Annotated in this window: 11 protein-coding genes; 3 read left to right on the forward strand and 8 right to left on the reverse strand. The window is 49.0% G+C overall.

Annotation, left to right across the window (positions count from 1 at the left end; translation table 11 throughout):
- Positions 1-147: 147 nt before the first annotated feature.
- Positions 148-504, reverse strand: a complete 357-nt coding sequence (locus tag C7Y66_RS31555) for a hypothetical protein (protein WP_199197205.1) — start codon at positions 502-504, stop codon at positions 148-150.
- Positions 477-1487, reverse strand: a complete 1011-nt coding sequence (locus C7Y66_RS02400; protein ID WP_199197206.1) for a hypothetical protein — start codon at positions 1485-1487, stop codon at positions 477-479. Before C7Y66_RS02400 ends, C7Y66_RS31555 begins: the two co-directional genes overlap by 28 nt.
- A 14-nt stretch (positions 1488-1501) precedes the next feature.
- On the opposite strand from C7Y66_RS02400, the gene tnpA reads away from it, so the two are divergent.
- Together tnpA and C7Y66_RS31560 are read left to right on the forward strand one after the other, a co-directional pair.
- On the forward strand, positions 1502-1945 hold the full coding sequence (gene tnpA, locus C7Y66_RS02405) for an IS200/IS605 family transposase (RefSeq protein ID WP_106218128.1): 444 nt from the start codon (positions 1502-1504) through the stop codon (positions 1943-1945).
- Positions 1946-2038: 93 nt separating this feature from the next.
- On the forward strand, positions 2039-2554 hold the full coding sequence (locus tag C7Y66_RS31560; protein WP_199197207.1) for a hypothetical protein: 516 nt from the start codon (positions 2039-2041) through the stop codon (positions 2552-2554).
- Here C7Y66_RS31560 and C7Y66_RS02415 read toward each other — a convergent pair.
- Together C7Y66_RS02415 and C7Y66_RS02420 are read right to left on the reverse strand one after the other, a co-directional pair.
- Positions 2531-3013 (reverse strand): hypothetical protein, encoded by a 483-nt coding sequence (locus C7Y66_RS02415; RefSeq protein WP_106218129.1) that lies wholly within the window; start codon positions 3011-3013, stop codon positions 2531-2533. The genes C7Y66_RS31560 and C7Y66_RS02415 overlap by 24 nt on opposite strands.
- 172 nt (positions 3014-3185) lie before the next feature.
- Complete coding sequence (locus tag C7Y66_RS02420) at positions 3186-4160, reverse strand: site-specific integrase (protein ID WP_106218130.1); 975 nt, start codon at positions 4158-4160, stop codon at positions 3186-3188.
- Between the two features lie 646 nt (positions 4161-4806).
- On the opposite strand from C7Y66_RS02420, the gene C7Y66_RS02425 reads away from it, so the two are divergent.
- Entirely contained in the window at positions 4807-5400 is a 594-nt protein-coding gene (locus C7Y66_RS02425; RefSeq protein WP_106218143.1) for a type IV toxin-antitoxin system AbiEi family antitoxin domain-containing protein, read from the forward strand.
- Between the two features lie 108 nt (positions 5401-5508).
- Here C7Y66_RS02425 and C7Y66_RS02430 read toward each other — a convergent pair whose 3' ends face one another.
- The 4 genes from C7Y66_RS02430 to C7Y66_RS02445 form a co-directional block, all read right to left on the reverse strand.
- Positions 5509-6132: a hypothetical protein gene (locus tag C7Y66_RS02430; RefSeq protein ID WP_106544343.1), complete on the reverse strand. Its 624-nt coding sequence runs from the start codon at positions 6130-6132 to the stop codon at positions 5509-5511.
- Positions 6133-6502: 370 nt separating this feature from the next.
- Positions 6503-6763 (reverse strand): hypothetical protein, encoded by a 261-nt coding sequence (locus tag C7Y66_RS02435; protein WP_106218132.1) that lies wholly within the window; start codon positions 6761-6763, stop codon positions 6503-6505.
- Between the two features lie 519 nt (positions 6764-7282).
- Positions 7283-8107 (reverse strand): DUF4351 domain-containing protein, encoded by an 825-nt coding sequence (locus C7Y66_RS02440; protein ID WP_106218133.1) that lies wholly within the window; start codon positions 8105-8107, stop codon positions 7283-7285.
- 65 nt (positions 8108-8172) lie between these two features.
- Positions 8173-11505 carry a plasmid replication protein, CyRepA1 family gene (locus C7Y66_RS02445; protein ID WP_106544344.1) on the reverse strand — a complete coding sequence of 1111 codons (3333 nt, stop codon included), beginning with the start codon at positions 11503-11505 and terminating at the stop codon, positions 8173-8175.
- Between the last annotated feature and the right edge of the window lie 238 nt (positions 11506-11743).

Consider the following 11743-nt stretch of genomic DNA (forward strand, 5'->3'; position numbering starts at 1 on the left):
GGCGCTGCTGGGACAGGATTGACCAGGAGCGCCACTTCAAAGGGATATTAGGAGCGCGACTCGCGAGTTAACTCCGAAGATCTGCATATTGTTCGGTCAAAAGTTGTAGACTCCTTTGTAAGTAAGTCATAGTGAATGCTCTACGCTTCATGGTTCCGATAGAAGCGTAGCGTCCTTATCCCGCCAGAGGTGAGACAAGACAATCGGCATTCTCGATTTACTTCCAGAGCTTTTGCTGGAAAGTAACTGACAACCATTTCTGTACGCCAGTTTTAGCTTGTATGCCCAATATCGGGCGGCAATATTTTGACTACCGTTAAGGTCGGCGTTGTAACGTTTCCCATTCTGGAAAGTAGCTAGCGCATAGTTAGCTTTACTGCGCTTTAGCTGACCGGAACCATCATATGCCCATGACGATGTACCACGGGGATAGACTAGCTCGACTTTCCCGCCCACTTCAACAAACTTGTTTTGGGTTAATCCACCAATAGTCGATGCAACCAACCATGAAACCGTTGTTTCAGGGTAGAGCGTTTTTTACCGGCTTTTGGTTTCCAGTCCTTTAGGTTTTCAAACACAATAACAGATGCGCCATGCTGGGAAGCAAATTGCACAATCTCCTTTGAAATGTGCTGCGCCATGTTGTGGTTGATGCCTCTAGCGCGGCGATACAACCCCTTGCAGAAACCTTTGTGCAGCTTCTTGGTTAACTTCGCCTTGCGCCGAATCTGCCCTAATACTTTGTCGCGACGGTCTATGTCTCCCCCTCGATGAAAGAATTTTCGAGAGATTACAGTGCCGTCGCTACCAACAATAGTAGCAGTTGCAGTTGTGTTGATTCCCACGTCTACCGCACATACTACATCCCCCGTTAACTTCTTGGGGTGCAGTTTGAACGGGACGGATAAGTGAGCCTTTCCATCCCTAACAATCAGTGACGGCGATAGCCCAATGCTTAGAGCCAATAAATGACGCTCTCTGACTCGCATGATTTGAACGTTTGTCCAAACCCAATCAGAGCCATTCCATACCTTAATTTGGGCGCTACCAAAATCATCAGAGAACTTGATACACTGCCCTCGATACAAGGCAGGATAACATCCCGCTTCTGGATTGAATCTTGGGGGCAGTGCATCTCTCCGTTTACGATTACCGGACTGCCAATCGTAGTAGCGAGTTAGGAATGAAGAAACCTGCCCCAAAACAAACTCGATAGCCGCTCGGCGCAGGTAAGACGGGAACTTGTAAAACCGTTTTTGAAAATATTGATATTTAGGGTTTGGGTTAGAGCTAGTTTTGTGAATTAACTTTTCAACCGCCGCACAGCGACTCGCGGCTAGTGCAATTTCCGTCCAGTGACCCATGACCACATAAGACAGAGCTTTACAGAAAGCGCGATATTCGTTAACCGTCGCCTCTAGAAACTCGTGTTGTTCTGGAGTTGGGTTTAACTGCCATCGATCCGTGCGTACAATTGAGTTAGTCATGCATCAATCATAGAATGAATCAAGATAAAAAGTTAAGGCTAAAATCGAGACAACACACGACTTTTCGGTTGTGTTATCATTTGATTCTGACATTGAAGTATAGAAAGGATATCTTGACCGTCGAGATGCAGGACAGGCTAAAACAAATCCTTACTACCCTATTGGTAAAGTGGGAGTGCGAACCCATTGAGCTAGGGGGCGAGGGCGACCACATTCACGTCTTGTTTGATGGGCATCCTGGGTTAAATTTAGTTAACTTCATCAAAAACATTAAATCCGTATCCTCTCGTCATATGCGTAAAGAGTACGGCGAATATTTGCAAAAACATTTTTGGGGTGGAGAGTTTTGGAATGATGGCTCTACCATCATTTCTGTAGGAGCAAGCGCCAGTATCGATGTATTGATTTCCTATATTAAAAACCAGGGGAAGGCAGATAAAGATCCTGACCGCCGCTAACTACCGCTTCGTACTTCGTACAGAAGCGTAGGATGCGCGGCGGATTTGCTCAAAATATACTCACATAAAGTAGATGACTGGGGCAGACACCAGATGACACAGGCAGGAGAGACGAAAAGGCAAAACTTCAATGTCACGCCAGAGCAAGAGGCACAGATCGAGTGGCTGCGAGAAGCAATCGGTGCTGCCAGCGCCAAAGAAACTATACTTCGTGCTGTTTCCGTGCTGTCCGCGCTCAAGGAGTACACCCAGAAAGGGTTCAAGGTGGCTTTGCTCAAACCAGACGAGCAAGTTGAATTAGTCATTCCAGGTCTTCAGCCTCCTAATTGGGCGCAGTGGAAGTATTTGGTCGAACGCCCTCACCCTTGGCGGCGACAACTGTACGTGAAAGGTCGGCGGTTACTCGCTTCTACCGTTTGGCAGGATATGCTCGCCAACGAGCTTTCCCTTGATGAGACAGCGGCGAACTTCTCTCTGCCCGTTGATGCTGTTGTGGAAATCGTGCGCTATTGCGAAACCAACCAAGAACTGCTGAAGATGGAAGCTGACGAAGAGCGGTGCCGCCTGGAAGAAAAAGGATTGGCATCAATCGGAATTCGGGTGAAATAGTTCCCCCTTCTTGCACCAACTTCTTTGAGCTGGGTCCCTTCTCTTGCTCCAATCCCTAAATTCATCTGAACTTTTTTGAGCTGCTTCTTCAAGCGTAGCGGCGCTCACCCCTAGCCTGCGAGCCAACTGGGTAATGTCTTGGGGAGGCAGTACGGGCGGTGGACCATACTGATAGGGCGCTCTTCTAGCTGGCTTGGATCGCTGACTTGACACGAAAGCCGATTCTAAAACCGCCAAGCGCCTCTCAATCAGGGCTATTTGGGCTTTTAACGGGGCAGTCGCCTCGTCTAATTCTTGGCTCGCGACTCCTTCGCTCCCGTTCTCGCCATCGAAGAACTGCTTGACTATCGCAACAATCGCCGCACTTTCGGTTAGCGATTGGGATTGCATGTACTCGCGTAACTTTTCGTGGTAGGGGGGAGGCAGGTAGCCCACAACTCGAATATTGTTGGTCGCCATTAGGTATGCTATCTTCGTGCTAAATTTATGCTACTGTTCCAGCCTACTCCTTGGCGCTTAGTATGCCAAGTCTGGGTTTGAGTGTGCTATTACAGCATACCAGGAGCTAGATTTTGGCAGCAGATCTAGATATATTAGATGCCACCATAGGAATTGAGCGTTCGGCGTGCAACTATTGCGTCGTTCGTTGGTGGCGAGGAATCGACAACCTTTCTACCGCCTTTCGCTTTGTCTCCTCCCCTCGACGGTCGTATTTGGCAGTCGTGACAGGCGTTGCATGACCGGCTAATTTCTGCACCGTAACGACATCATTATCATCCAGCAGCTCCGAGCAGAACGTCCGGCGGAAGTCGTGGGGCGAGAATTCTGCCACCCCAGCCTTTTTCCCTCGCCTTTTGACTATCTTCAGCACCGCATCTCCTGACATGTGCCGCAGTTCCACTTTCCCCCCTTTACGCACTGGAGTTATCAGCGCCCCTGGTTGGCGAGAGCGGATCTCAAGCCACTCTTCCACTATGGCGATCGCCATAGCTGGCAAATAAACCTTTCTGTAGGACTTTCGCTTGCCAGAGCAGATCTCCAGTTCGCCTAGAAGAGGGTTATAGTCTTTCAGTTCTAGATTCGCCAATTCCTCCCGACGTATCCCACCACCGCGCAGGATAGCCAAGATTGCCGCATCCCTCATACCTATAGTTCTAGCTTCTGACTCGCACGCATCCATCAATAAGGCAATCTCATCTGTAGCAAGAGCGCGACCTTTGAGTTTTTGCGGCGGCGTGTCAATCCGAGGCAGATCTACAGCTCTAGCATAATCCTCATAGCCCATCAACCCCAACCGAGCCGCTTCTTTCAGCACTCGCCGCAAGGCACAAACCATTTTTTTCGCCGTCGCCGGAGCAAACCGCTGCACCAAACTCGCCCGAACTGCCGCTGTATGCTGATAGCGCAGCTTAGACCAGTCTAAAGTCAGCGCGTCGCATTCACCACCAGTCAGCAGCGACGCGATCGCGTCCAGGGCATGGCGCATTGTCGCTCTTGACCCTTCACTCAAAGAAGCCAAGTACACCGCTGCCGGATGAAGAGTCGCTGGCACGGGCGCGAGTAACTTTAGTTGAGCAGCATCAGAAGCGCGATCTATTTTGGGCATTTAGTCTTTGGAACATCAATTCTAGAGACTAAAACTTATTGTCACATTTAAGGGGCGATCGCGGTGTCGGTTTGCACATAAAGTGAAAATCGTGACCCATAAGTTGAAAATTTTGCTCATAAGATGAAAATCCTGTCCGCGTAACCCTTATGCTGTCGTATGAGGTGAGAGCTCACATTATCTCTTAAAAAGCTTGAAACCCTTATTCAGCATAAATTATCAATCTATATATCCCTAGTTGTCGGAAAATTTCACTTTATGCACGAATTGGGTAGGAAATTTTCACCTTTTGCGTCAATTATTTTCAACTTATGTGCAAATGTGATGGCTCAAAGTGCTATTCTGCCGTAGTTAATTTTTCAACTTATGTGCAAACCGACAGCGGGAGTATGGTGCGCGATCGCTTCTGCAATTCCAACCGCGTTACTTTCTAGGATTGCAACTGTAACCAAGAGTCTGGGGTTGAGTCGAACGCACCCTAACTCATAATCAAGTGATAAACCGTTAGTTAATCTAAATAATTACCGTTAGTTGTGTCACAAAACAAGTGGATTTCGTCGAGTCATGTGTTAATCTGTTGGTAGATGTAAATACATACCAACATTTTATCACAAAACGCTCGGCATTCCTGACGCTCGATCTTCGTATGTCAAAGACACAGCTTCTACTGGAGCTTGCCCGTGAGGTAGGCGCGATCGCCGCCAAAGATGCGGAGGCAAAAGGAATCCATCGTCAGTATCTCAAGCGTCTGGAACAGCAAGGATTGCTGATTCGGTCTGGACGGGGAATTTATACTTATGCTGACGCTGAGATTACGGAGAAGCATAGCCTGGTCGAGGCGGCTAAACGAGTTCCTCATGGAGTTATTTGTCTGCTCTCTGCACTTAGCTTTCACGAATTGACGACTCAAGCGCCTTTTGAAATTTGGCTGGCTATAGACCAAAAAGCACGTTCTCCCAAGGAGGCTATTCTGCCTCTACGAATTGTTTATATGTCCGGTCAAGCACTATACGCTGGGATTGAGTTACACTCCATTGAAGGAGTGCCAGTGCGAGTGTACTGTCTTGCCAAAACGGTTGCAGACTGCTTTAAGTATCGCAACAAAATAGGTCTTGATGTTGCTCTTGAAGCGCTGCGGTCTTGTTGGCAGCAACGACGCTGCACGATGGACGAACTCTGGCACTATGCCAAGATATGCCGAGTGCAGAATGTAATTCGCCCTTATCTGGAATCGCTGTAACGATCGAGGAAGTGACACTATACCAGAGTTGGCTTCCCATGTCAGACTGGCGCTCTTTCTACTAGTTTCACTGTAGATTCAGCCGGAACGAATACGCACAAAGCAGCGTCAACCTACTAAAGAGAGAATTCTTCCATCTCTTGCTAACTCCGATAGGAATAAACGCACGTTTAGATAGCTCAGTTCGCTACCATTCTTGGTTAAATTAAAAATAACATTGTGATACTTTAGCTGAAAAGTCCGATCGGGAGCATAACACTGAAGCGCCATTATCGTGACAATTCGTTCGCTTCTTGTTGACATATATTTTAGGCATTTTTCTCCTAGAACTAAATCGAGTTGTTTTAAATTCTCTTGAAAAAAAACCTGACCGTTAGTCTTCATTAGGTAGAAGATATCTGACTCGTCGCCTTGGAAAAATACTGGGATATCAATTAGACCAACATCCACATAAATTCCAGTCTCAGCAAAATCTACGATGGTAGGTGGCTGGCGTTCTCTGACTTTTTGCAGCTCCGCAAACAGCTCTTGTATCGCCTCTGGCGTAGCTTCTCCCCGTTTAGAGTTGGGAAAGAGAAACATCAAAGGAACGTCACCTCTATAGCTGCCCTCAGCTGCTATCTCCTGGGAAAAAAAAGAGTGAATTATTGGAAAGGGAACTACTAGTATATTACTGGAAACTACCTGAAGTCTCGCTATTTTGCCTTTGAGTTTTTTTTGGTAAGAAGACATATCTCTCATTTCCAACTAACTATTACGCATAGCAAATCGCTTCTAATGAAATAGACTGGCAACAGAACCGCTCCATTTCTATCCGAACTGAATTTTCAGGAATTTTTGAGTTGTCCTGAGATTGCTGCTGAGTTTTGGCAGCCGCTTTAGATTAATTGACTAACTCCAAACTGGTTTTAAAACTGGAATGGAAAAATAGCAGGACTCAGTTGCACTGTTGGAACGCCATGCAAAACAGATCTAGCTGCACTCTTTTAAAAACCGCATGAAATCATCCCTTGAGGCTGATAATTTGAGCGCAGAGTGTCAAGGAATTCATGAAGTGTCAAAAGTATAGCTAGCTCGTTGCTGGCAAGCGCTTCATCTGCTCCTAAAGCTGCTGTTCCAAGCGAACGACTTTTTGGGAAAGTTGCTCTAGGCGTTGGCGCAATTGAGCCAATTCGCGTTTGATTGATTCGATTTCATCGTCCTCTGCTTTTTTGGGCATATCTAGCTGCCTGAAATAGTCTTCCAGAGCTGTAATTGCAGCTTTGGAAAGAGTTTTTAAGCCTAGATCTTCCTGATACTGCTTCAGCCGCTCGTAGAGAGCGCGATCTGGATAGGCAACGAGTCGAGGATTGTCGGTAGGCATAAGTAGTAGCACACTTTTGAACTTTGTAGCCTACCAGGAAATGACCTCCTATTGCTATTTGTAGTAGAAACTTTACCAATACTAGCACACTTTTGAACTTGTGTGCTTCTTTTGGCACACAAATTTTGAACTTTCAGGTGGCGTGACTCAGTTGCGCCCCTTAAAACTTCCACCTGCTGGTAATTTCCGATGACTGTAGAGGTTGTCAGTGGGAGACAAATATCTGATAAATCTTCAGCGCTGCTGCTTTGCAATACAAGGGGCAAGAGTGTCAAGGAAATTTGCTGTGGCTGCGTGTAACTGAACCAAGATTTCATATTTCACGAGCGCAAAACTCACGCGCTCGATTGCCATTGGGCTGCAACAAATATATTTTCTCTACACGGTGTCGTTAGTTTTTACAGCCGCGTCCAGTCATTTAGCTAGATGTACGAGCGATTTTCTAAAAATGCCGCTACTTTCGCTTCGCCGCTTTGCCGAGCGCGAAAATTGAGCCTCAAATCCCCAAACCGTTTAGCTTTATCTCATAAGCTCTTGCTGCAACCATGCTGTTAAGTCGGTAGCACTAGCAAAGTCAAACAGTGCCTCGCTCAATTCATCTAATTGCTCGATAGACAAGCTTTGAACCTGTGCTTGCAACTGGGGGGGGACAGTTCCAATCCGGCGCGTGAGTAGACGAATTACAGTGTCCTGCTTTCCTCGTTGCACGCCTTCTTGAATAATTTCTTGGTAGATAGGAGATTCTCGCATAAGTTCTTCTCGCAGATATTGTCGAATTAAATCCGGCTCGAACCTCAAAGAAGCCAACACCTCTACGCAAGCGGAGATATTGCGCTGTTGCTGGGGTTCTTCAATCATATCTACCTGCGTCGCAACTTGCTCTAACAAGGCGGCGCTTGAGTCCGTCCGAGCCAGCACTGCTAAAGGTAGGAGAGCCGGATTGGTCAGTAATGGAGCAGCGTCTTGCTCCCACAGGCGCACTACCCGATAACGGTGCTGGGTATTGCCCACGCTTAACTGGTTAGTATAGGCAGCATTATTCGTTGTCTCCTGCAAGAAGATGACAACCTGCTCGATGGGGCATTCATACTGTCGGTATAGCCTCACCCAGTAATCAAGCATTCGCAAGGGTAAAGGGGGAGTGGATGTCGGCAGGGTTTGAAATTCCAAGTGCAAGATAGAGTTGGTAGATTGCAGTCGGATGACCGCATCGGCGCGAATGGGGTCGCGGGAAAGCTCGCTTGGCAGGAGTTGAATGTCGGTGGCATTAGAGGCAAGGAGCCAGCGGACAAAAGGCTCTGGATACGAGGCAGCTAGGTACTTGCAGATATTGTCAAAACTCAATTTAGATAGCGGATTACGAAAGATTTGGCTAGATTTTCGCTCCTATTGGCGGCGAATTCAAGAGCTTACGTCATCCCCCAGTCTAGCTGGAACGGCGAGATGTCAGCGCGTCCCCCGCTGCCGTTGACGAAGGAGCGGATTTTCTGTTTCACCCAACTAGGTACGACTTGCCACAATTGCCGCAACTGTTGTGGAGTCCAAGGAGTGAAGTTTTTCAACTTTTCTACCGCCTCCGTTTGGGCGATTTCACCCAACAACTCGATCCCAGTTTGGAAAGCGATTGGGGTTAGCGGTTCTTGCTTTGGCATCGGGGTTTGCGATCCTGATGTTGTAACCCCCTCTGTTTTATTTATATAGGGGGGGGTTACAACATCAAACGAGTCCGTCAATGCCACAGGAGTTGCTACTGCTAGGGCTGACCGTTTAGCCTGACGCTTTGATAAAATCGACAGCAATTCATCCCAAGCAGATTCGTCGATCTTGACGCAGCGAGATTGCGCTCTGCTCACGCGCCGCGCCTTTGTCTCGATCCCCAATGGCTCTAATAGCCGCCGGAAAATCCAAATGTTGTTAGCGTGTAGGGGATCGTTGGGAATGGAAAAGCCAAAGAACGCCTGCACCTGTCGGCTGCACGCCCTAGCTCTCTTTCCCAAGGGTTCTAGCTCTGCATCCGTCCATTCCCTTCCAGGGACGAGGAATGGCAGCAATCCGAGCGCATCTCTAGCAAATCGCCGCAGTTCGTAGCAGGGATGGTCGAAAGGTAGCACCCCATGCCCCCACTTAAGTTGACGCTCTAGGGCATCAAGGTCGCGTTTGGTCGAGCTTTCTGCTCCGGCTAGCAGCACTTCCAATTCTACGATCTGCCCTCGGCGCTTGCCGCCGTTGTCATAAGCGACTAACTGGGGGGTGACGTTTTCCACGCAGTAAAATTCAGCGATTTGGGTTTTTTCGATCGCTCTTTGGTCGGAGGGACTAATATTCTCCTGGCGCTCTAGAGCTGCTAGTTCTGATTTATTCAGCAATTTAGCCGCAGCGACTCGGTGATAATACTCTTGCTTGACCGTGCTTCTAGCTTCCGCCATTGCTGCTTTGACCGGAGAATTCTGCTCCTGGCGCACAACTTCCAGCGTATTCCCTTCGTAGCGCAGCCGTTCTAGTAGGTTAGCTCGTAGGTTCCACATCGCGGCGTTGGTCTTGGCAGTCAGCTTAGCCCACAAATCTAGGTGGGGGTTGTCGTCCCAATCAAAGGCTTCGACCCCAGGAATCATATCGGGGCTGAGACTGGTGCGGATGATAGAGATTTCTGCCTCCCAGCGGGTCTTTAGGGCTTGTTTTAACTGGAACGGGGATTCGCTCTGGCTCACCTTGCTGAAGTTCTTGCCAGTTTTAGCACACCAGACGACGCGCGGAATATTAGCTCTAACCCGACTCAGGGCTTGTGCGGCATCAGCATCGGTCACAGTGCCGTAGAACAGCCCATACACTTTATCAAAATGCTCCACTTCGATGCTGACTCCAGTTGCCATGCTAGGGGTAGCAATGACAGTATCTGCGTCTAGGACTCGCTGGTTGATGTTGCGAATAAATTCCACTTCATACTCGCCCCCCGACGTGTCGCTATTAATCAAAACCAAGTTAGCTGTTCTTCCCTGCTTTGAAGCACCTTGTATGGTTTCAACCAGATGCTTGAGGGCGAGCGATCCCCGCTTGGCATCGGTGGCAACAAAGATTTTCAATCCCGCCCTCAGGTCAGCCAGTAACTCCCCGATAATCGCATCGTCTCCAGCAGCGTCTAGAAAGCGCACCGAATAGCCTTCAGGTTGATAGACATTCTGAATCAAGTAGACAGGGCTTGCTGCCCCTCGCAGCGACCGGAGATAGTCGATTCCGATATCTGCTGCATCCGCATCCGCCACAATTACCCAGCTTGCCACCCGAATCAGCCAATGCAATCTGGCGAGGAGGGCGGCGCGTTTGCCGTCTTTGTTGCAGGTGGAGCTGGTGAGTAAATGGGCAAACACCTGCATGAACTCGTCAATCACTAGCACGCAGCCAGCAAACTTCTCTGGGTGAATCGAGAGCAGGCTGTCTACGCACAGCCCCAAGCGCAGAGTGTAGGCTGACCCAGTGATGAAGTCGCCATTGACCCGATCTACATCGCCTTTGTAGTCTAATCCCATCCGAGCGCAGAGATTACGCATCAGGGCGATGCGGTGTCCGGCGGCGATCGCTTTGGGAGCATTTTGCACCAGGCGGCTGATGAATTTGGTTTTGCCCGTGCCTTTACCGGAGGCAAGGACAACAATCCCGCCGTCGGGGGAGTCTGGGAGATTCGAGCGCTCCTGCCCCCCTGTAGCCGTCTGCGGTGGGGCGAATGGGAGTTGCTTGAGCGTTAGTTCTTTCACGTCCAGTTGCAGCCAGGGGGTGTAAGTTAACTCGGCTTGTTTCCTCACCCTCCACAGCCAGGAAACCAAGGGCAGGGCTTGCTGGTAGATAGCGTCAAAAGCGGCAGCGCCATTGGCAACAACAAAGTCGTCTACCCCTTTTTCGGGTCCTGGTAGGGAGATGACGTGAATTTCACAACCTTTTTGCTCTAGCAGTTTACCTGTTTTGAGAATGGCGAGATTGACGTTTTTGACGGTTTTGGGTTTGGTGTCGCGATCGAAGCAGAAGTAGAAACGACGACCGGCATTCGCAAATAATTCTAATTCGGGAATGAGGGACTCAGCCCAGATTTTACCGTACTCATCCCGTGTCACCCGCCGACCGTTGAAAATTCCAGGTAGGGCGATCGCCACGTATCCCAAACTCAACAAACAACCCGCTTTCTTTGCCCCTTCTACCAGCACGATGGGAATTTCAGGATGCTCTAGCACCCACTGCCAAAATTCAAAAGACTCTCTCAACCAAGTGGTTGTACCGTCGTTGACGAATCGATGCAACTGCCCTTCCGTACACGCAGCGGTTACTCCATAGCGAATGGCGATTTCTAGCCACAGGCGGTCTGGAATTTGGAGGAAAAAGGCACGAGTTGGGGTTTTGGGCGGATGCTCGTACTTGATGGGCTTGCCATTGTTGCGGTTGAGCCGAGGGCGATCCGGTTTCAAGCACCCCCACAACATCGGTTGCCAGTTGTCGAGCGGATCTAGACCAGCACACCACCAGCCGCCTCGTTCCGTATGCTCGTACTGCCGGATGAGATGAGAGACTAACCGCCCCGTGTTGGTGCGCTCCAGCTTCTCCGAGTAGCAAAGGTATTCGTAGGGCGTTGTCCCAACTAAGCTTTTGATATTGTCCCAGATAATTTCATGGGCAACAGCGCTTTGCAACCATTCTTCCTGATGCTTGGGGTTGAGGTGGGGCGGCTGGAGTGTGAGATGCGGCTGGTCGTCGAGCATGAAGCAGTTTGTCCCTGGTGTAGAGATACAGGGGCAAATCTTCTCAGATTTGTTTAGCGGCTGTTTTCAAGTGGATTAGTCTTATCAGACTACTTAGGGTGTTTTCAAGACGATGAAACCCTTATCAGATGGAGGTTTCAAAAATGAGTGGTCGGGGGATACTAGAGGTTTGGTCGGGGGATACTAGAGGTTTGGTCGGGGGATACTAGAGTCGTTGTTTTCAAGCTCAAAGTTATAC

The organism is Chroococcidiopsis sp. CCALA 051 (assembly GCF_003015105.1).
Lineage (GTDB): Bacteria > Cyanobacteriota > Cyanobacteriia > Cyanobacteriales > Chroococcidiopsidaceae > Chroococcidiopsis > Chroococcidiopsis thermalis.

Coding starts and splice junctions, on each gene's coding strand:
- C7Y66_RS02400 (WP_199197206.1), bottom strand. CDS start 1,487: ATGACTAACTCAATTGTACGCACGGATCGATGGCAGTTAAACCCAACT.
- tnpA (WP_106218128.1), top strand. CDS start 1,502: ATGAATCAAGATAAAAAGTTAAGGCTAAAATCGAGACAACACACGACT.
- C7Y66_RS31560 (WP_199197207.1), top strand. CDS start 2,039: ATGACACAGGCAGGAGAGACGAAAAGGCAAAACTTCAATGTCACGCCA.
- C7Y66_RS02415 (WP_106218129.1), bottom strand. CDS start 3,013: ATGGCGACCAACAATATTCGAGTTGTGGGCTACCTGCCTCCCCCCTAC.
- C7Y66_RS02420 (WP_106218130.1), bottom strand. CDS start 4,160: ATGCCCAAAATAGATCGCGCTTCTGATGCTGCTCAACTAAAGTTACTC.
- C7Y66_RS02425 (WP_106218143.1), top strand. CDS start 4,807: ATGTCAAAGACACAGCTTCTACTGGAGCTTGCCCGTGAGGTAGGCGCG.
- C7Y66_RS02430 (WP_106544343.1), bottom strand. CDS start 6,132: ATGTCTTCTTACCAAAAAAAACTCAAAGGCAAAATAGCGAGACTTCAG.
- C7Y66_RS02435 (WP_106218132.1), bottom strand. CDS start 6,763: ATGCCTACCGACAATCCTCGACTCGTTGCCTATCCAGATCGCGCTCTC.
- C7Y66_RS02445 (WP_106544344.1), bottom strand. CDS start 11,505: ATGCTCGACGACCAGCCGCATCTCACACTCCAGCCGCCCCACCTCAAC.